General features: G+C 37.1%; 19 protein-coding genes. 16 read left to right on the plus strand and 3 right to left on the minus strand.

What is annotated here, in order from left to right; all coding sequences use genetic code 11:
• Positions 1-32 precede the first annotated feature (32 nt).
• The 11 genes from sufC (at position 33) to RGT18_RS06525 (ending at position 10,277) form a co-directional block, all read left to right on the plus strand.
• Positions 33-884, plus strand: coding sequence for a Fe-S cluster assembly ATPase SufC (gene sufC / locus RGT18_RS06475; RefSeq protein ID WP_028078467.1), 852 nt, complete (start codon positions 33-35; stop codon positions 882-884).
• On the plus strand, positions 875-1,675 hold the full coding sequence (locus tag RGT18_RS06480; RefSeq protein WP_028078466.1) for a SufB/SufD family protein: 801 nt from the start codon (positions 875-877) through the stop codon (positions 1,673-1,675). The genes sufC and RGT18_RS06480 overlap by 10 nt, the downstream gene beginning before the upstream one ends.
• Positions 1,672-2,892 carry an aminotransferase class V-fold PLP-dependent enzyme gene (locus tag RGT18_RS06485; protein ID WP_028078465.1) on the plus strand — a complete coding sequence of 407 codons (1,221 nt, stop codon included), beginning with the start codon at positions 1,672-1,674 and terminating at the stop codon, positions 2,890-2,892. The genes RGT18_RS06480 and RGT18_RS06485 overlap by 4 nt, the downstream gene beginning before the upstream one ends.
• Before the next feature lie 13 nt (positions 2,893-2,905).
• On the plus strand, positions 2,906-3,361 hold the full coding sequence (gene sufU, locus RGT18_RS06490; RefSeq protein ID WP_037404138.1) for a Fe-S cluster assembly sulfur transfer protein SufU: 456 nt from the start codon (positions 2,906-2,908) through the stop codon (positions 3,359-3,361).
• Positions 3,358-4,785, plus strand: a complete 1,428-nt coding sequence (gene sufB / locus RGT18_RS06495; protein WP_028078463.1) for a Fe-S cluster assembly protein SufB — start codon at positions 3,358-3,360, stop codon at positions 4,783-4,785. Before sufU ends, sufB begins: the two co-directional genes overlap by 4 nt.
• Positions 4,778-5,299: a 5-formyltetrahydrofolate cyclo-ligase gene (locus RGT18_RS06500; RefSeq protein ID WP_028078462.1), complete on the plus strand. Its 522-nt coding sequence runs from the start codon at positions 4,778-4,780 to the stop codon at positions 5,297-5,299. The genes sufB and RGT18_RS06500 overlap by 8 nt, the downstream gene beginning before the upstream one ends.
• Positions 5,300-5,387: 88 nt before the next feature.
• Entirely contained in the window at positions 5,388-6,635 is a 1,248-nt protein-coding gene (locus RGT18_RS06505) for a DUF2812 domain-containing protein (protein ID WP_028078461.1), read from the plus strand.
• Position 6,636: 1 nt separating this feature from the next.
• Complete coding sequence (locus RGT18_RS06510) at positions 6,637-6,954, plus strand: PadR family transcriptional regulator (protein WP_028078460.1); 318 nt, start codon at positions 6,637-6,639, stop codon at positions 6,952-6,954.
• A 69-nt stretch (positions 6,955-7,023) separates the two neighbouring features.
• Positions 7,024-7,875, plus strand: a complete 852-nt coding sequence (locus RGT18_RS06515) for a DegV family protein (protein WP_028078459.1) — start codon at positions 7,024-7,026, stop codon at positions 7,873-7,875.
• 94 nt (positions 7,876-7,969) lie between these two features.
• Positions 7,970-9,175, plus strand: coding sequence for an FprA family A-type flavoprotein (locus RGT18_RS06520; protein ID WP_028078458.1), 1,206 nt, complete (start codon positions 7,970-7,972; stop codon positions 9,173-9,175).
• Positions 9,176-9,284: 109 nt separating this feature from the next.
• Positions 9,285-10,277: an IS1595 family transposase gene (locus RGT18_RS06525; protein ID WP_338175651.1), complete on the plus strand. Its 993-nt coding sequence runs from the start codon at positions 9,285-9,287 to the stop codon at positions 10,275-10,277.
• 80 nt (positions 10,278-10,357) lie between these two features.
• Here RGT18_RS06525 and RGT18_RS06530 read toward each other — a convergent pair whose 3' ends face one another.
• Positions 10,358-11,467, minus strand: a complete 1,110-nt coding sequence (locus tag RGT18_RS06530; protein WP_028078218.1) for an alanyl-tRNA editing protein — start codon at positions 11,465-11,467, stop codon at positions 10,358-10,360.
• Positions 11,468-11,525: 58 nt separating this feature from the next.
• Here RGT18_RS06530 and RGT18_RS06535 point away from each other — a divergent pair, with 58 nt between their 5' ends.
• The 3 genes from RGT18_RS06535 to RGT18_RS06545 all read left to right on the plus strand — a co-directional run bounded on the left by RGT18_RS06535 (position 11,526) and on the right by RGT18_RS06545 (position 16,141).
• Positions 11,526-14,060 (plus strand): NYN domain-containing protein, encoded by a 2,535-nt coding sequence (locus tag RGT18_RS06535; protein ID WP_338175654.1) that lies wholly within the window; start codon positions 11,526-11,528, stop codon positions 14,058-14,060.
• An 8-nt stretch (positions 14,061-14,068) separates the two neighbouring features.
• A complete protein-coding gene (locus tag RGT18_RS06540) occupies positions 14,069-14,653 on the plus strand; it encodes a thymidine kinase (protein ID WP_006526372.1) in 585 nt (194 codons plus the stop codon).
• A 120-nt stretch (positions 14,654-14,773) separates the two neighbouring features.
• Entirely contained in the window at positions 14,774-16,141 is a 1,368-nt protein-coding gene (locus RGT18_RS06545) for an MATE family efflux transporter (protein WP_037403944.1), read from the plus strand.
• A gap of 52 nt (positions 16,142-16,193) precedes the next feature.
• On the opposite strand, the gene RGT18_RS06550 is transcribed toward RGT18_RS06545, so the two are convergent.
• Positions 16,194-17,090, minus strand: coding sequence for a putative ABC transporter permease (locus RGT18_RS06550; protein WP_006526374.1), 897 nt, complete (start codon positions 17,088-17,090; stop codon positions 16,194-16,196).
• A gap of 77 nt (positions 17,091-17,167) precedes the next feature.
• On the minus strand, positions 17,168-18,655 hold the full coding sequence (locus RGT18_RS06555) for a DUF1846 domain-containing protein (RefSeq protein ID WP_006526375.1): 1,488 nt from the start codon (positions 18,653-18,655) through the stop codon (positions 17,168-17,170).
• A 94-nt stretch (positions 18,656-18,749) separates the two neighbouring features.
• Between RGT18_RS06555 and RGT18_RS06560 the strand changes: the two genes are divergently transcribed.
• Positions 18,750-19,835, plus strand: a complete 1,086-nt coding sequence (locus RGT18_RS06560) for an MmcQ/YjbR family DNA-binding protein (RefSeq protein WP_028078221.1) — start codon at positions 18,750-18,752, stop codon at positions 19,833-19,835.
• A gap of 21 nt (positions 19,836-19,856) precedes the next feature.
• Positions 19,857-21,662: an oligoendopeptidase F gene (gene pepF, locus RGT18_RS06565; protein WP_028078222.1), complete on the plus strand. Its 1,806-nt coding sequence runs from the start codon at positions 19,857-19,859 to the stop codon at positions 21,660-21,662.
• Positions 21,663-21,705 lie beyond the last annotated feature (43 nt).

The raw sequence follows: 21,705 nt of genomic DNA on the forward strand, positions 1-21,705 counted from the left end.
GTTACAATAAGTAGCGGAATGAAGGTGATTGTGTGAAAACTTTAGAGATTAGAGATCTCCACGTATCAGTGGAAGATAAAGAAATTTTAAAGGGTGTTAACCTCACAATTGGTGAAAATGAGGTACACGCCTTAATGGGACCAAATGGTAATGGCAAGTCTACATTACTTGCGGCTATTATGGGTAATCCTGTATATACCGTAACAAAAGGCTCGATTACATATGATGGAAAAGATGTATTAGCGATGCCTGTAAATGAGAGAAGTGTTGCTGGTTTATTCTTGGCAATGCAATATCCTCAAGAGATTCCAGGTGTTACAAACAGTGATTTTTTACGTGCTGCGATGAACGTACGTCGTGAGTCTCCCGTTCCATTATTTACATTTATTAAATCTATGGAAAAGACAATCCAAGATTTACAAATGAAAGAAGATCTTGCCCATCGTTTCTTAAATGAAGGTTTCTCTGGTGGCGAAAAGAAGAGAAATGAAATTGTACAGATGGAGATGTTACGCCCATCTCTTGCAATGTTAGATGAAATTGATTCAGGTCTAGACGTTGATGCGATGCACATCGTAGCAAATGCCATCAATAATCTACGAGCAGAAACAGGCATGTCATTAATGATTGTTTCTCACTATGATCGTTTCTTTGAACTTATTGAACCTCAATATACACACGTACTTGTAGATGGAAAAGTTGTGCTTGAAGGTGATGGTCAATTAGCTCGTAAGATTGATATGGAAGGCTATGACTGGATTTACGCTGAATATGGTATTGGAGCACCTCGTGAAAAGAAGGTTGCTCGTCGTTCAGCAAGCACGATTGGTACTTGTGCTGTTCGCACTGCCGCAGAAGCAGAGGCTAAAAAGCAATGGAAATGATTCATGTCGATACAGATATTCAATTACGTGATTCTTTCAGTCAATTTGAAATTGATACTGAGCGCGATATTGAATTAACTTTCAGTGCGGATGCGGGCGAATATGAAGTATTTGTACGTATCAAAAACTGCGGTAAATTACGTATTCGTACATTTGCTTACGCTGATGCACAAGTTAAATATCTGTTCTGGAATGACAACGAGCATATGTTTGAGATTGACGAGACACATGAAGTCCTACGCAATGCGAATGTTGAGGTTGCTCATTGTGAAGTGAATCCATATCCAGTTAAGCGTAATACATATATGGCTTTAAGAGAACCGGGTGCATATGGTCATCTTGTATCCTCATCACTGGTTGCATCAGATAAAAACTATACGCAGAATGTTGTGAATTTTGCCCAACGTACATTAGCGAATATTGATAACTTCGCGGTTGTACTAAAGGGTGGTAAGTTATTTATCGATGCGATTGGTAAGATTGTTAAGGGTTCTTCTCGTTCGGAAAGTCATCAGAAGTCACGTGTCATGTGCTTTGATGATGGACAAAGTTCAACAGTTATTCCTGAATTATTAATTGATGAAAATGATGTTCAGGCTAGCCATACTTTAACAATTGGTAGAATTGATCGCGAACAGTTGTACTATTTACAATCACGTGGTCTAACCCAACGTCAATGTACGTCTTTGATTAGTTCTGGTTATATGTATCCAATCACTCAATTTTTGAGTGATGAAGCACTCCAACAAGAGCTCCGTGCAGAAATGGAGGCGAAGTTAGCAAACTTATGATCGATGTAGGAAAGATTCGTCAAGATTTTCCAATGATTGTAAATCATCCTGAGTTAATTTATTTTGACAATGGTGCGACAACATATAAGCCTAAGGCTGTAATTGATGCTATTTGTAATTTTTATTGTAACTTTACTTCTAATGTTGAACGTGGGGATTATGAAACAGCAATCAAAGCTGATCGTGCGTATGACAATACACGTAAGATTATTGCTAGACTCATCAATTGCGAGCCTCGTGAAGTAGCGTTCACTGCCAATATTACTGCGACATTGAATCAGCTAGCCTATGGACTAGGTAAGGGTTGGCTAAAGAAGGGTGATATTGTTTTAACAACTCTCAATGAACATGCTAGTAATCTTTTACCTTGGTATCGTTTGGAAAAAGAATTGGGTATTGAAATCCAATACATTCCAGTTGATAACCACGGTGTGGTTATCATGGATGAATATAAGAAGTTGTTAAATGCTCAAGTTAAGGTCGTTACACTGGCACATGTTACTAATGTTATGGGCGCTTTACAGCCGATTCAACAGATGACAGCGTTAGCACATGAAGCTGGTGCGTTGATGGTTGTGGATGGAGCGCAGAGTGTTCCACATCATCCAATCGATGTAAAGGTGCTCGATATTGATTTCTTGGGTTTTTCATCTCATAAGATGTGTGGACCAGATGGTGTAGGTGTTCTTTATGGTAAGTATGAACTACTAGACCATATGGAACCGTTATTACTTGGTGGTGGTATGAATGCACGCTTTACTTCAGATGCGGATGTCATTTTGAAGAATGCGCCAATTAAGTTTGAAGCAGGTACCCCAAATATTGAAGGTGTCATCGGATTAGGCGCAGCTGCGGAGTATCTCATGTCTATTGGCATGGAAAATATCAGTGCATATGAAAAGGAGCTTCGTGCATACTTTGCTGAAAAGTTAAATGAATTAGACAACATCGAATTCTATAACCCAAATAATACTTCTGGACCTATCACATTTAATGCTAAGGGAGTCTTTGCACAGGATGCGGCTGGCTATCTTGGTGCTAGTCACATTGCAGTACGCTCTGGTAATCACTGTGCCAAGGTTTTACATGAAGTAATCGGCACGGATCAAACAATTCGTGCATCAATATATTTTTACAATACAAAAGAAGAAGTAGATCGTTTTATTGAAGTTGCGAGGAACATCAGTTTAGAAAATGCAGTAGGCATCTTCTTCTAAAGGAGTACAAACAATGAGTGAAGTAGAAAGTTTTATTAATGATCCACAGATACTACGGGAATTGATTATGGATCATTATCAATATCCACATAATCATAAATTGGTGAAAGACGATCGTTACTTATCTGTACATATGGCTTCAGATAGCTGTATCGATGATATTACGGTGCAGTCTGATATTCAGGATGGTGTGATTCAGGATATTCGCTTTGAAGGTGTTGCTTGTACAATTTCAACAGCGAGTACTTCAATGATGACGGACTTGTTAAAGGGAAAGACAGTGGAAGAGGCACGTGTAATCATTCAGAATTATTTTGCAATGATTCACGAACAGCCATATGATCCAGAAGTTTTACAAGAGGCAGTTGCATTGAAGAATGTTTATAAACAAGCCAATCGTATTAAATGTGCAACCATTGGTTGGGATGCGATTGAACAGATGATTGATGAAAGTGAGGATAAGAAATGAGCGAACAGTTTAAGCTAACTTCAGAAGATGAAGCAGTTCTTTCTTCACAAGATGATTATAAATATGGTTTCCATGATGATGTTAAGTCCATTATCGATACGGGCAAAGGTATTTCAGAGGAAGTTGTAAGACAGATTTCTGCATACAAGCATGAACCTGAGTGGATGACAGAGAAGCGTGTAGAGGCTTATCACATCTTCATGAAGAAGCCTATGCCAAAGTGGGGACCTGATTTAAGTGAAATTGATTTCCAAGATTTTACTTACTATCGTAAAGTTTCACAAGAAACAGAAAAGAGTTGGGAAGAAGTTCCTGAAGAAGTAAAGAATACATTTGAAAAATTAGGTATTCCTGAAGCAGAACGTAAGTTCTTAGCAGGTGTAACAACACAATACGAGTCAGAAGCTGTATATCACAATATGTTAAAGGAAGTTGAAGAGAAGGGTGTTATCTTCTTGGATATTGACACTGCTTTAAGAGAACAACCAGAACTTTTTAAACAGTACTTTGGCAAAATTGTTAGTGCTGGTGACAACAAGCTATCTGCACTGAATAGTGCAGTATGGTCTGGTGGTAGTTTTATTTATGTGCCTAAGGGCGTTAAGTTAGAAAAGCCTTTACAATCTTACTTCCGTATTAACTCTGAATCCATGGGACAGTTTGAAAGAACAATCATCATCGTTGATGATGGTGCCGAATGTTCCTATGTAGAAGGCTGTACAGCACCACAGTACTCCAAAGACTCCTTACATGCGGCAGTTGTTGAAGTATATGTAGGCAAGAATGCGAAGTGTCGTTATTCTTCTGTACAGAACTGGTCAGGCAATATCTTAAACTTAGTAACAAAGCGTGCAAGAGTGGATGCTGGTGGAACGATGGAATGGATCGATGGTAATATCGGTTCTAGAATCTCCATGAAATATCCATCCTGCATTCTTGCAGGAGAAGGGGCGACTGGTCTTTGTATCTCAATTGGTGTAGGTTCAAAGGGGCAATTCCAAGATACAGGTTCCAAAATGATCCATGCGGCACCAAATACACGCTCTTCAATTATTTCTAAGTCAGTATCGCGTAATGGTGGTGTAACAAACTTTCGCGATGAAGTACACTTTACCCCAGCTGCTAGAAATTCAAAGGCACACATTGAATGTGATACGTTAATTTTAGATAACATTTCTAAGAGTGATACGATTCCTACAAACTCAAATATGAATAACTCTTCGACAATTGAGCACGAAGCAAAAGTTTCCAAGATTTCTGAAGATCAGCTATTCTATTTGATGTCACGTGGTTTAAGTGAAGAACAAGCAACAGAAATGATTATCATGGGATTCTTAGAGCCGTTTACAAGAGAATTGCCGATGGAATACGCTGTAGAGTTGAACCAGTTGATGAAACTGGATATGAGTGGATCCGTTGGATAAAAACATTGCACGTGCGAAGGGATTACAAGCACGTGCTTTACTGTCTTTGAAAGAGCGTAACAAGAAAAGTCATGCGGTATGTCAAGAAGTGATTTCGAGGATTCATGCAGGCATGGTAATAGGATGTTATGTTTCTGTTAGAGATGAATTAAACACAGCGGAAATTCTTAAGTATTGTTTTGAACATAATATTGATATATGTACTCCAAAGGTAGTTGGAAGGACATTATGCTTTTACAAAATCAAGTCCTACGATGACTTAGTACCAGCACCATTTGGCTTATTGGAACCAACGCTGACTGTTCATATTCCTGTAGATAAGATTGATATGATGATTGTACCATTAAGTAGTTATGATTCAGAGAATCATCGTACAGGATATGGGAAAGGGTACTATGACTCAATTCTAATGGATTGTAGAAATAGAATTGGTGTTGCGTTTCAAGAACAAGAAGTTGATCATATTGATGTTGAATCACATGATATTACATTAGATGAAATCATCTCTGCTTAGGGGTGATTTTATTTTACTTGACAATATCGATACTCGATATTATATTCTGGGTAGATGAATATCGATACTCGATATTAGTGGAGGGAATATGATTCATAAGTTTGTCTATTATAATTATTTTGAATCAGATGTATTTGCTAGTTATCTTCATGAAATGTCATTACAGGGATACCATTTTAAAGGATTTGGGTTTGGACTAAAATTTGAAAAAGGAGAACCAAAAGATATTACGTATGATGCGTATGTCTTTAACGAGCAACAAGAGGAAGATCAAGGTTTAAATCCAAATTCTGAGGACTTTTTGGGTTATTGTAAAGAGGCTGGATGGCAATATATTGACGCCTATCAACGCTGGATTATTTTCTATAAAGTGAAAGAAGATGCTGTAGATATCGCAACAAAAGAAGAAAAACTTGATAATGCGTTTGCGGTAAGGAAAGATGATCTAAAATTTGCTCGAATATTATTACCTTTATGCGCTATTTATATTATTAACTCGGTTTTACTCAATCCTAATATTTTTGAACTTCTGGAATACAGAAATCTTACAATTGAACTTGGTTGGTTTCTTTTCATACTTTCACCATTTTTTCTGTACTTTCACGATAAGAAAATATATCAATTATTGCGTAGTAAATATGAAAGTACAGGTGAATTATATTTAGGGAATCCAAATAAAAAACAAATGTATTTTCAACCAAGATCACTATTTTATTTCGTATTTATAATTGTTATTTCTACTCTATTTTTAAAATCCTATTGTGGATTTTTGATAAGTCCATTGATTGGTGTTGTTGTTTATTGTGCATTTCTCTGCTTGCAAAAATTTTTTTGTAGGAGATATGGTTCATCTGGTTATATGGCAATTATGGGAATTACGATATTTATATTCTGTGTAATCATGATGGTGCTGTATGGACAGAAGCAGGCTAATCTTAAGGCGGCACCAGCAGATGATTTTCCATTACAACTTGTTGATATTGATGCAGATAATAAAGGGATTACACATGGAGCTTTTACGGAACAGAAGGGTCTATTTGTGGAATGGACGGAGTATGTAATTGCACAAGGAGATGCAGCACAAGAAGTACTATCATATACGATTTATCATTCATCTTTTCCTTGGTTGATTCATAAGCAATATTTATACTTATCTTCAGGTATGAAGGCAACAGATGTAAACGCATTTTGGAAACAGAAATCAGCCATTGCTTATAAAGAATTTGGTGACTATGTATATGTTGTGGATTGTGGTAATCAACTAATTGAACTTAAGTATTCTCAAGAGCTAACGCAACAACAAATAAATACCATTCTTAGAAAGCTTGTGAACTGATATGGCACGTACACAATTTCAAACATTAACAGAACCAATGTTCTATATTCTTCTATGTTTACAACATGAAGTGTGTGGTATTGATATCATGGCGATGGTAAGTGTGATATCGAATGGTAGAGTTTCGATTGGACCAGGTACTTTATATGCCATGTTGCAAAAATTCGAGGATAACGAAATTATTGAAAAGACTAGAGAAGAAAATCGTAAGAAGTGGTATCTTATCACAGATGCAGGGAAACAAATGCTTGAGGACGAATTGCAACGTCTAGAATCAATGTTGGAAGATGCAAAGACCGCAATGAAAATTGCAAAATGATTTCATATAAATACACTCTATGAATATTATTTGGTATGATATAGATGCTAAATAAAGGAGAACAGCTTAATGAAGGTTGTACTAGTAGCTGAATCAGGTGCGGATATTCCAAAGGAGATAGCCGAAAAAGAGGGTATCTATATCGTTCCAATGCATGTCACTTTTAATGGTGAAACAAAAGATGATGGCACATTTCCGGCATCGAATATCATTGATTATTTTGAAAAGAGTCTAAAGATTCCAAAGACGAGTGGTTCTACAATTGTAGATTTTGATTACATCTTCGATCGCATTCACGAAGATCACCCTGAAGCACATATTTTGTATCTAGCATATTCTTCTGTAACAACTTGTGCGTACGGTTGTGCACAGATTGCAATGGGGAATCGTGATTATATTACGGCAATTGATACAAAGCTTTATTCGATTGGACAGGGTCAAGTATTAGTGCGTATGGCTGAACTATTACGTGAACATCCTGAATGGGGTATTGAGGAAGCAGTAAGTGCTGCCAAAGACTTGATTGCTAGAGGGCATATGTCTTTTATTCCTAAGACATTAGCGTTCTTGGTTGCTGGTGGCAGAGTAAGTAATGCGAAGGCTTTATTAGCAGGTGTTTTGCTTTTACATCCATGTATTGAAGCGAAGGATGGTCGCTTAGTTGCGGGTAAGAACTATCGAGGTAAGATGAATCGTGTCATCTACAAGATGATGAATGACTTCCTTGTGAATAACGCGATTGCTAGGGATGAAGTCTGGTGCTGTACTACGGTTGGCTTTGATGAAACGCTAAAACCAGAAGTAGAAGAGTATCTTCATAACCAAGGTGTTGAAAAGGTTCGTTGGTCACAATGTGGTGGTGTTATTACAACTCATGGTGGACCTGGCGCATTTGGTATCGCAGGATTTCGTACGAAGTAATTAGGGTGCAGATGAATCTGTACCTTTTTTATGAGATAGTATTATTTTAATTTTACTCGTAATAGATATATACTAATGGGCGGGAGAAAAGATTATGTATAACGTTAGAAAGATTCAAGATGATATTTATTGGTTAGGTGCCTCAGATCGACGCCTTGAAAAGTTTGAAAATACGTATAGTGTTCCAGCAGGAATGTCTTATAATAGCTATTTGATTTTAGATGAGAAGACATGTCTTGTGGATGGAATAGATTACAATGTTGCACAACAGTTCTTTGATAACTTGGAGTATGCTTTGCAGGGTAGAACATTAGACTATATGATCGTTAATCATATGGAGCCTGATCATTGTGCAATTATTCCACAGCTTGTACAGATGTATCCACATATGAAACTGATTGGGTCCATGCAAGCATTCAAAATGATGAATCAGTTCTATCGTTTTGAAACGGATAGTCGTTCCATCGTAGTAAAAGAAAATGATACATTGAGCCTTGGTAAGCATAACTTGAAGTTCATAACTGCTCCAATGGTACATTGGCCAGAAGTAATTGTGACATATGATGAAACTGCGAAGGTGTTGTTTAGTGCAGATGTATTTGGTTGTTTTGGCGCAATGAGCGGTAATGTATTTGCGGATGAAATTGATTGGGAACATGATTGGAAAGATGAATGTAGACGTTACTATACATGTATTGTTGGTAAGTATGGCATGCAGGCAGCTGCAGTACTAAAGAAGATTCGAAACCTTGAGATTGAAATGATCTGTCCTTTACATGCGCATATTTGGCGTAAGGATTTTGATAAGATTATCAGTTTGTATGAAAAGTGGACTTCTTATAGTTATGAAGTAAACTCGGTTGCGATATTCTATGGTTCTGTATATAACAACACAGCGCTTGCGGCTGATATCTTAGCGATGAAACTTGCGGAAAAGGGTATTAAGAATGTGAAGGTATTTGATACATCTAAGACCGATTTATCTATCATGTTATCAACAGCGTTCCAATATTCAACACTTGTATTTGCGGCAGCTTCTTATAACGCTGAAATATTTGATACAGTACAGCACTTATTATCGGAGATTAAGAATCATAATCTTGCGAATCGTACGGTTGGTTTAATTGAAAATGGTTCATGGGTTCCAACCGCGAAACTTCTTATGGAAAAACAAATTTCTACTTGGAAGAATACGGTGATTCTTGAGCCAAAGGTTACTGTGAAGTCTGCAGTAAAGGAAGATAGTTTAGCTGAACTTGAAAAATTAGCAGATGCGATAGTTGCATCATTAAATAAATAAATGTAGGCTATATTAGCAAAACGGTGAATAAGTTCATTTACTGTACATATACGTGTACAGTAAATGAGTTGTGACTCATTATCATAATAGTGAACTCAAGGAGACTATTATGAAAGACTTAGAAATTATTGAACATTACAATTCCTTAGATCAATTTGCTAAAGATAAAATCGACAGAGAGCTGATTGACCTGGTAAATGCAAAGAAAGAATCCAGAAACTACTGTATTAAAGTGTGTCCTAAATGTGGCTCTGTTAATTCTCGTTTTACAAAAGGCGGAAAGGCAAATAGTGGTAAACCAATGCTTCAATGCAGTAGCTGTCATAAACGCTTTACTATTGATTATGGCCAGCTTACACATTATTCACATCAGGATGAATCTAAATGGGATCTGTTAATCACAGATACATTTGCACAGGTTCCTATAGAAAAAACAGCAGCTACGCTGGATATCAGTACATATACTGTATGGCGTATGAGAATGAAACTACTTCACATGTTTGAAGAACTTCTGAATACTACAGTAGTATCCGGAGAGATTGAGTTAGATGAAAAGTATCTTCTCAATTCTCATAAAGGCGAAAAGATAGCAGGTGTTGAACCTAGAAAACGTGGTGGCTCAGCTTCAAAGCGTGGATTATCTAACGAACAAATATGTTTACCAACAGCAGTGCAGAGAAACGGCACTGCTGTTTTAAAAGCTACGAATACTGCTACTCCAACCAGTAGAGACATAATGAAGCTTGCAGACAATATTGGGGAGCACAGTATGGCGTGGCTTGATGGCAAAGCAGCATATAGTTGTCTTTTAGAAGAGAAGCACTGTGAAAAGAGAATCATGAAAGATCATACATGTTATACATCCATTGATCACTTGAATAACGTAAATGCGTTTCATTCACTGATAAAAAAGTGGTACAAGAAGTATGGAGGTGTTGCCAGTAAATATCCGAACAGATATGCAGCACTATTTGTTCTTGTTAGAGAATACAGTGGATGTGATGTTCAGGAGATTCTTCTATCCATCAAGAAAAGAATGCATCAGATAACTGACTTCTTCCGTATTGTAGATATGAAATCAGAAGATGTATTCATTTATTGAATTGCTACATCTCACCAATTTGCTAATATAGCCTAAATGTAAAAGAGAAGTTCCGTGTGATAACTTCTCTTTTTCTTGGCTTAGATGGATTTTTGTAGTAGTTCAATGATTTCTTGTTTTGGTTTAGATGAGCGTGCAGTGACAATTTTAGGTGAGCCACCACCACTAGCTTCTAATGATTCTTGGATAGCTGCGTAGATATCTCTTGCTTTTCCTTCTGGTGAAATGATGGAGAAGTCATTGATATCATCAGAAGAAGTAATCAGAATTTTTGTGGAAGATACTTGATTTAGTAGAGCTTGTGATACAGTACGTAATTGACTCACATCCACAACATCCACTAAAACATTAGCTTTCATTTGCAGAATGTCTTTGACTTTATATGCTGTTAGTTCTTTTTGAAGTTCTTCAATCTGTTTCTTATATATCTTATTTGTATTCCGTAAGGTTTGGATATTTTCTAAAATATCATCTTCTTTTGCGTTAAGTGTTTTACGTAGTTCTTGAATTAAGTTGTAGTACTTCTTTAATTTGATATTTGTAGCCCAACTGACGGTTGTATAGATACGTGTACCGCGTGATGTTTTTTCACTGCCAAGGATAATAAAACTGCCAATTTGATTCACATTATTCACGTGGGGTGTACCACATGGTTGAGAGTCGATATCACCAAATGTTACAACGCGTACTTCATCATGATTTGCGTATTTAGGGTTTGGATAGTCACTACCTTTGTAGTATGTAAATTCTGTTGGAATATCTTGCAGTAGTGTATCATTCATGAAGTCTTGTACTTCTTGTAGGTGTTTTTCATCTAAGTCTTTACTGTTGACCTCATACCATTGATTTTCTGGTGATGTAACACCAATCGCAACAATATATAAGCCCATCTTGCCATAATAGCCGTCTAGTAGATGATATGCACTCTGTACGGTCGTATTGATGATACGTGTCTCTTTATCAACTTCCATGTGGATAGGGTTTTGTAAAGTACCGTCAACTTTGTGGTAGAGGACATCATCTTCCCATTTTAGGTCAATAACCTCTAGACCGTTGATGGTTCCTTTATCTCCAGGCATACCACCTTTTTCACCATAGAATACTGTTTCTGCGAAAGTGTAGTAGCCATCTTTTTCAGTTGTGATTGTGGTATCACAACTGAGGTTTAATAGATTATCATAGTGATTCATAAGGCACCTCCATTTTTATTATACTTGAAAAAGAGAATTCCTGCAGATTAGGTTTTCTATGCTTATTTCAAACTGGTATAATACATACATGAGTCAAACAAAACGAACAGTGATTGGTATCTTAGCACATGTAGATGCAGGTAAGACTACATTAATAGAGAGTATTCTTTATCAAACAGGTGCGATAGGTTCATTAGGAAGAGTGGATCATCGTGATTCTTTTTTTGATTTTGATGAACAAGAAAGAAATCGTGGAATCACTATCTATTCTAAAGAGGCACATTTTGTTTATAAGGACATTGAAGTATATATTATCGATACACCAGGGCATGCGGATTTTTCATCTGAGATGGAGAGAACCTTGTCCATTTTAGATATGGCAATTGTATTGATTAATGGACAAGATGGTGTACAGGCACATAGTGAAACGATATGGAAATGTTTGGAGTATTATCATGTACCAACAATGGTGTTTGTTAATAAGATGGATATTAGTTATTTTGCCAAAGAAAAGTTGCTTGAGGATATTCATACAAAATTATCTAGCAATTGTATTGATTGGTTAAATGAAAACAAATTGGAAGAGATTTGCTTTTCTAGCGATGTACTCTTAGAACAATTTGAACGTAAGGGTTCTTTAACTGCAGAAGAAATTGTAGAGGGATTCTATCATCGCAGCTTCTTTCCAGTATTCTTTGGCTCTGCATTAAAGGGAAAGGGCATTGATTTGTTGTTGGAAGGGATTGCACAATTTTCAGTTGATAAAAGTTATCCTACGGAATTTGGTGCTAGGGTTTATAAGATTACCGTGACAGAGAATCATGTACGTTTAACGCATGTAAAGATTACTGGTGGCGTTTTACATGCTAAACAAAAACTGGATGAGGATGAAAAGGTGGATCAGATTCGTTTATATCATGGTTCTAAGTTTAGTATGCTGGAAGCAGCATATCCGGGTATGGTTGTGGCACTAAAAGGTCTAGAACACTTTGAAGCAGGAGATGGTTTAGGATTTGAAGAGAAACAGATACAACCTATCTTAAGTGCGTATATGGATTATCGTTTGGTATATCCTAAGGGTACAGATTTACTAGTGTTAACAACAACCTGTCGTGAAATCAGCGAAGAAGATCCAGCACTCGAAATGGATATCCAAAGTGAGACTGGACAGATTGATGTACATATCATGGGTGAGATGCAGATGGAAGTCTTGCAGAAGAGAATATTTGACCGTTGCGGGATTTCAGTAGGCTTTAGTACAGGTAGAATTCTTTATCGTGAAACGATTGGGGAAACTGTCAAGGGTGCAGGTCACTTTGAACCATTGCGCCATTATGCGGAAGTACAGATAAGATTAGACCCTCTTGAAAGAGGGAAAGGAATTGTAATTGCGAGTGAAACAGGTTCTGATCAATTATCATTTAATTGGCAAAATGCGATACTTAGTGCCTTGCGTACAAAGAAGCATCGTGGTGTATTAACTGGTAGTGAACTGACGGATGTTAAGATTACTTTAATTGCAGGAAAAGGTCATTTAAAGCATACCGAAGGTGGGGACTTTAGACAGGCTGCTTCACGTGCAGTTAGACAAGCACTGATGAAGACATCTTCGATACTATTAGAACCGTATGTATGCTTTGAATTAACTGTACCTAGTGAATCTTTATCAAAAGCACTATTTGATTTAGAAAGTAAGAAGGCACAGTTTGAGATACAAGATAGTGGAGATGGTCGTAGTGTCATTATCGGTAGAGGCTGCATTCGATTACTTGCACACTATCAAAATGAAGTAAATGCCTATAGTAAAGGTCAGGGAAGATTTGCTTTTCAACCAGATGGTTATGATGTATGCCAAGATAGAGATGAGATTGTGACACAAATTGGTTATGATCCAGAAATGGATGTGCGTAATCCTTCATCATCTGTATTCTGTGCAAACGGTAGTGGCTTTACAGTGACTTGGGATAAGGCTGATGAGTACATGAATATCGCTCAAGAAAAGGTTGAATCGATATCAACACAACATCGTACGTATCGAATTGAAGAGGATGAATTAAAGCGTATTTTTGATAGATCTACTTCTAATAATCGTAATTTCAATAAACAACATAATCCTATCAAAAAGAAACCGAAAGAAGAAAACCCCAAAGTGATTAAGCACTTACCAGCTTGTCTAATCGTAGATGGATACAATATGGTATTCAGTTGGGATATTTTCCAAGAAGACAAAGAGGAAGAACTGGCAACTTCACGTGAGAAGCTATTGGATATTTTATTCAACTATCAGGCTTTCACAGGAGAAAAGATGATAGTTGTATTTGATGGCTATAAAGTCAAAGATAATCTTGGTACAATATACTCACGTAAGGATATGGAGGTAGTATACACATCTAGTAATTTGACAGCAGATGCGTATATTGAACGCTTTGTGGCAGATCATCGGAAAGATTATGATTTGACTGTCGCAAGCTCTGATGGTTTGATTCAGAATGCAATCTTTGCCCAAGGTGCAAAACGTATGTCCGCAAGAGAATTATTTGGACGTATCACATTTATCAATCAAGAAATAGAAGAACAATTAACACATTCATAGGAGAGGGTATGGCAAAACTATATTTTTATTACGGAGCGATGGGAAGCTCAAAGACAGCAAATGCTTTAATGGCTGATTATAACTATCGTGAACGTGGTCAGAAGACCATTCTTGCGAAAACAAATATCGATACACGTGATGGAAAGAATGTCATTTGGTCTCGTATTGGTTTAGAAAGAGAATGTGTTCTATTGTCTGATGTTTGCGCTATGAGCGAAGCAGAGCTTCGTACATATGATGCGATTATTGTAGATGAAATTCAATTTGCAAAGCGTGAACAAATCGACTTCTTAGCACACATCGTAGATTATTTGAAAGTTCCAGTATTATGCTATGGTTTGCGTTCGGATTTCCAGTTAAATTTATTTGAAGGTAGTGAGCGTTTACTTGCGATTGCGGATGAACTACATGAAGTGAAGACCGTATGCTGGTGTGGTAAAAAAGCAACCTGTAATGCACGCTATAATGAACATGGTATTGTGCGTGTTGGCACACAGGTATTACTGGGTGCAAATGATGAGTATATTGCTTTGTGTCGTAAGCATTTCTTAGAAGGAAAACTTCATGGAGAAGATCCGGTAGGCTTGAAATAATTCATTGTTTCTTTAAATTGCGTTACAAATTTTAATATTTTGTGATGAATGAGATATTTGTTCATCACTTTTTCTATATTTTCTGATATACTTTTCTACATTGCGAAAGGAGAACTGAAGATGTTTAAACAAAGACAAACTGACATGTTGAATGGTGTTATTTGGAAAGAAATTTTACTGTTTTTTGTCCCGATTATGTTCGGTTCTATCTTTCAACAACTTTACAATACTGCCGATGCGATGGTCGTTGGTAATTACGTTGGCAAGGAAGCACTTGCGGCAGTAGGTGGATCGACTGGTGTTGTAATCGGATTACTTGTGAATTTAATTGTAGGTTTATCGAGTGGTGCGACAGTAGTCATTGCACAAGCGTATGGTAGTAATGATTATTCTTCTGTAAAGAAGGCGGTTCAGACTGCGATGAGTTCTAGTGTATTTATTGGGGCTATCTTTACGGTTATTGGCATTATCTTTACGCCATGGGCGATGAACATGCTGAATGTTCCCGCAGATATTATGGATTACTCGGTGCTATATATGCGTATCTATATGCTCGGTATGATACCTACGATGATTTATAATACTGGTGCTGGCATTTTACGTGCGGTTGGTGATTCAAAACGACCACTATACTTCTTGGTAGCTGCTTGTATAACAAACATCGTATTAGATGTATTGTTTGTTGTGTTTTTCCATTGGAATGTAGCAGGTGTTGCGATTGCGACAGTCGTATCACAGGTTGTAAGTGGTGTAATGACGCTGTATATCTTATCAGCGGAAGATAGTGCGTATTACTTTGATATTCGTAATCTAAACTGTGATATGCATATTTTAAAGCAAATATTGGTAATTGGTTTACCGAATGGAATCCAAGGCGCATTATATAGTTTCGCTAATCTATTTATTCAGGCAACAGTAAATGGCTATGGAACCAATACAGTGGCTGCGTATACTGCTTTCGGTAAGATTGATGCACTATTCTGGAATTACTCTGGCGCACTTGGTACAGCAACGTTAACGTTTATTGGACAGAACTTTGGTGCGGGTAAAATTAAACGTATGAAGCAGGGTGTATGGAATGCGATTGGTATCTATACGGTGGGTTCGTTACTGATTACCACATTGTTATATTTCCACGGGGATTATATCTGCAGTTTGTTTACACAGGATGCGGAGGTTATTGATATCTGTGTACAGATGATACGTCAGCTATGTGTATTCTGGCCAGTATTTGTGTTCTTAGAAATTTACGTAGCAGCCACACGTGCATGTGGTGATGTTATTTATCCAATGATTATTACGATGATGGGCATCGGTGTGTTGCGTATTCTATATATCTTATTTGTGCCATCGTCTACGGTCTTTGAATCCTTGCGCATCTTTCCAATTACATGGGTTATTACAAGTTCTATCTTTGTGATTTATTACTTTCAAGGTAGTTGGCTTAAGCGCAGTATTCAAAGAAGAAATATTACAGTCATTGATTAGGAACTTTGTGCAAAGTTCCTTTTTTTATGATAGAAAAAAGTAGCCATATAGACTACTTGCGTTTTGTTCGTGAAGTGATGATACGTTTGATATCTTCCAAAGTATCATGATAGGAATGAGAATCAAGACTAGGGAAAGCATCAATCAAACGTTTTGTTAGGTTAAATTTATCTGAGGTAAGAGTTTCTTTAAGACTGTTGATCTTTTGTTGTAACTCTGCGACTTGATTATCTTTAAACTGTACAGCAGTATCTTTTACATTAACGATATTCTCTTTGAGTTCCGATCCTGCAATTCTAGCTTGAATACCAGCCTCGCTGACTTTCTGTGCTGTTTCCATAGCACCACCACCAATACGCTCTGTCAGTTCATCGCTGACGATACGTAATGATTTTTGTAACTTATCAATCTGTGCAAGCTTTTCGTTTAATCCAATCATGACGGATACAGAGATTACCATATCCATCGTAAGACCCAGATAGGTAATACCTAAGATCCACCAACCAATCTGCTTTGGAATCCAATTGACAAAGTCGATAATCATAGGATGAATAAAGCCGATTGCAACGACACAACCAATACCCCATGCAAGAGAGAATATCAAACATACATAACCATTGATGTTGAATGGCATATCACGATAATCCCACCAACGTGCATGGAAGATTTGATCTAAAATCCAACCGCCAAAGTATTCGATTAAAGTACAGACAATACTACCGACGTTAAAGATAATGAGGAAGTGAATGTGTTGTATCTCAGTATGTGTTACGGTGGTCAGTAAATAAATCATCGCAATCATACCGACACCGTAGATTGGACAAAATGGTCCATTTAAGAATCCACGGTTGATGACTTTCCCGACGATTGCGCCATGGAAGGCAACTTCTAATATCCAACCTAGAAAGGCGTATATCGCAAAGTAATATAAAAGTTGATAAATTGTCATAAAAACTCCATTCCTAAAAAATCATAGCATTTTAACAAATGAAAACAAGAGCTTAAACTCTTGTTTTATCTGGTTTTTTATTTCTTGTGGTATAGCTTTTTGTGTTGATGAACTGGATCGAATGTAACATTGATACCAAGTTTACGTAATACATTCTTATCTTCTTCAGGCAAGATAACAGTGGAGTGAGCTTCACTACCTTTTAGGTTGCCAAGCTGTTTCATCGCAAGATCAGCATCTTTGTTTGTCATTGCGGTAATCGCAAGAGCAATCAATAATTCGTCTGAATGCAAGCGTGGGTTGTGGTTACCTAAGTGATTAATCTTGAGATTTTGAATCGGTTTAACATATTCAGGCTCAATCAAGTGTGTAGGCTTTGAAATACCACTTAGTTTTTTGATAGCATTGATAATCACTGCTGCAGATGGACCGAATAGAGATGATGTCTTACCAGTTACGATTTCACCATTTGGTAATTCTAGTGCAAGTGCAGGAGCACCTGTCTTTTCAGCTTTTTCTCTAGCGATGATAGCTACTTTACGATCAGAAGGGGAAATGGCACAATCATTCATCAATAATTCAATCTTCTTCACTGCAGAAGCAGGAATCTTTTCTTCCTTGAAATCAACGAGAGCCTGAAAGTAACGACGGATGATTTCTTCTTTCGCTGCTGCATTAGCCGCATCCATATCAGTGATACAGAAACCCACCATGTTTACACCCATATCTGTAGGGGAAGCGTATGGGGATTTAGTAAGAATACGTTCAATCGTACGATTTAATACTGGGAATACTTCAATATCACGGTTATAGTTTACAGCTGTTTGGTTATATGCCTCTAGGTGGAATGGGTCAATCATATTGACGTCATTGAGGTCAGCTGTCGCTGCTTCATAAGCAAGGTTAACAGGATGGTGTAGAGGAAGATTCCATACTGGGAAAGTCTCGAACTTCGCATAACCGGATTTTACGCCATGAAGTTGATCGTGATAAAGCTGAGAGATACATGTTGCGAGTTTGCCAGAACCTGGACCTGGTGCAGTAACAACAATTAGGTTACGAGATGTCTTAACATATTCGTTTTTACCAAGACCTTCTGGGGAAACGATATAATCGATATCTGTTGGATATCCCTTAATTGGATAATGGATATAAGAAGTAATTCCATTTTTACTGAGTTGATGACGGAAGTTATCAGCTGCAGGCTGGTGTTCATATTGTGTGATGACAACAGAACCAACAAAAATCTCTAAATCGCGGAAAGCATCTAAGAGGCGGAAAACCTCTTGGTCATAAGATACACCAGAGTCACCGCGTGCTTTGGAGTGTTCAATGTTATTTGCATTGATACAGATTAAGATTTCTACTTGGTCACGTAATTCTGTAAGAAGTTTTACCTTGTTATTAGGATTATAACCTGGTAAGACACGAGCAGCGTGATAATCTTCAAACATCTTACCACCGAACTCCATGTATAATTTACCGCTGAATTGATTGATACGGTTTAAGATTTTATCGCGTTGTAGATTTAAATATAATTCTGAATCAAAAGCTTGTTTTTTCATGGTTGATTTTCCTCCAACGAAGAGTATATCAAATTTATGCTTTCTTTTGCGGATAAATTTTGAAATTGTTATACTATTTGTGGAGAAAAAAATAATGCGTTTAGAAGAGGAATTATTTCGTCGTTTACGACCGAATATACAACATTTAATCCAATATGGTTTTTTGAAACAAAATGGAATATATCGTTATCAAACAAAGTTAGAAGATACTGGGATGTATGCGATTATCACAGTGGAAGGAAACGTTGTAAGTGGTAGAGTACTAGATGAACTGACGAATGAAGAATATGTAGCAGTACATACCGTAGGCAAGAAGGGCAAGTTTGCTACACAAGTTAGAACTGTTTATCTTTCTTGTTTAGAAGATATCGCAAAAAACTGTTTTGAAAAGGTGATGTATTCTAGCAGGCAAGCAAATACCATGCATGAATGGATGATAAATGAATTGCATGATATAGCAGATCATCCATTTACTAAATCACAAAATGGTAAACGTACAACGGATTACGAGTTTACGGCATATAAACCTATTGATAGTGACAAGATGTACGTGCTAATGTTTTCAATAGGTATGCATAAATTAGATAAAGCTTGTGATGAAAATCAGGTGGATGCGATGAATATTAAAGTCGAACCATCTAAGGTAGGTGATTTACTACAGTTACCAGGCTTCTATCCGGCATATCATATGAATAAGAAACACTGGGTAACTGCACTATTGGATGGCACGATTGAAGATGCGGTATTAAAAGAACTTCTAGTAAAGAGTAGAGCTTTGGTAGCTAAGAAATTCTCACTAAATCATCATTGGGTGATACCGGCTAATCCTTCGGTTTATGATATTGATCATGCCTTTGCACAAAGTGATCTGATGTATTGGAAACAGAAGTTGAATTATCAGATCGACGATTATGTGTTTATCTATTATGGTTTACCATATAGAGAGTTGCGTTATCTTTGTAAAGTTGTTGAAAAGGATGTTGTATTCTACGATAAGTCAGGAAAACGAACAGATGAAGAAACATATATCTGTCTGCAGAAAATTTATTTCTTTGATGATCATAAGCTAACAAAGAAGTTTATTTCTAACTATGGTCTTACCAATATTCGCGGTGCAAGATCAATGCCGAAAGAATTAATCAATCAAATATACAAAATGTATCCCACAATAATGATATAATACAGAAACTGAGGTGATATTATGACGGAATTAAAAGAACGTAATCAAATTGAACAAAAATACAAATGGGATCTTTCAACATTGTTTGAAAGCGATGAGGCTTGGAACGAAGCGCTCACAAAGCTAGATGCTTTGATTTCAGAAGCTGCATCCTTCCAAGGAAAGTTAAACAATACAGAAAGTTTACTTACATATTTTACGGTATCTGATGAATTAGATAAGGCGTTAAACAATGTATTTACATATGCAATGTTGCGTCATAGCGAAGATACAAGAGCGACCGATGCACAGGGTATGTATTCTAAGGCATATGGTAAGTATGTTGAAGCGGTGAGTGCAACTTCGTTTGCTCAACCAGAAATTCTTGAAAATGACGAGGAAGTTTTAAAGGGATTTATCGCTGATCCATCCTTAAACGATTTTGCGTTTTTATTAGAAAATCTTGTACGTAATAAGGCGCATACTTTAAGTGCTGCAGAAGAGAAGCTATTATCTACCTTTGGTGAGGTGTTCTCTGCACCGGGAAGAACGAGTGAAGCATTAATGGATGCGGATATGGTATTTGACGCTGTTAAGGATGGAGAAGGTAATAGTCATGAAGTAAATGGCTCTAGTTATATTCTCTTGCAGGGTAGCGATGACCGTGAGCTTCGCAAGAATTCTTTTACGTCTTTATACAAGGGTTATAAACAACATATCAATACTTTCGCATCTACCTATAGCACAACTGTAAAGGCTGCTTCGATCGATGCCAAGGTGAGACACCATGAATCTTCACGTCAAGCTGCGATGTTCTCTGATAATATTCCGGTTAGCGTATACGATAACTTAGTTGAAACAGTACATAAGCACTTACCAACAATGTATCGTTACGTAAAACTACGTAAGAAGATGTTAGGTCTAGATGAGCTGCATTATTATGATGTATATGCACCTCTTCTAAAGGGTAGCGCAAAGGATTACTCCTATGAAGAAGCTAAGGAAATGGTATTAGAAGCTGTTGAGCCACTTGGTACAGAATATACAGATGTTGTAAAGGCTGGTCTAGAAAACCGTTGGGTGGATGTCTATCCAAACAAGGGTAAACGTGGGGGAGCGTACTCTTCTGGCACATATACATCTAATCCATATATCTTATGTAACTATACAGGTACATTAGATAGTGTATCTACATTAGCACATGAGATGGGACACTCCATGCATAGTTATCGTACAAACCATACACAGCCAGTACACTACGCGAACTACACAATGTTTGTAGCGGAAGTTGCTTCTACAGTCAATGAGAACCTGTTAATCGAACAGTTGCTACAAAAGGAAACAGATCCTGCTCAACGTATGGCTCTATTGAACCAATACATGGAAGGCTTTAAGGGTACAATCTATCGTCAGACAATGTTTGCGGAATTTGAAAAGGAGGCTCACGCTGCTTCAGAACGTGGTGAATCCTTAACACCTGAATTCTTAAATCAGTTATATTTAAATCTTGTAAAGAAGTACTTTGGTGAAGAATTAGTGATTGATGATGAAGTACAGTATGAATGGGCAAGAATCCCACATTTCTATAGACCATTCTATGTATATGTATATGCGACAGGATACAGTACTGCAGTTGCGATATCGGAAGGTATTTTACACGGTGGTAAAGAAAGAGTTCAGAAGTATCTTGAATTCTTATCCATGGGTAGTTCTGCATATCCAATCGATGAATTAAAGCATGCAGGTGTTGATTTAACGACCCCAGAGCCAATCGATATTGCATTAGAGAAGTTTGCTAAAATTCTTGACGATGTGGAAGAAACATTCACTAAATTACAACAGAAGTAATCAAGTTGGAGATATGAAAGTATCTCCAATTGACAAATCTAAA

Source organism: Solobacterium moorei, from assembly GCF_036323475.1.
Lineage (GTDB): Bacteria > Bacillota_I > Bacilli_A > Erysipelotrichales > Erysipelotrichaceae > Bulleidia > Bulleidia moorei.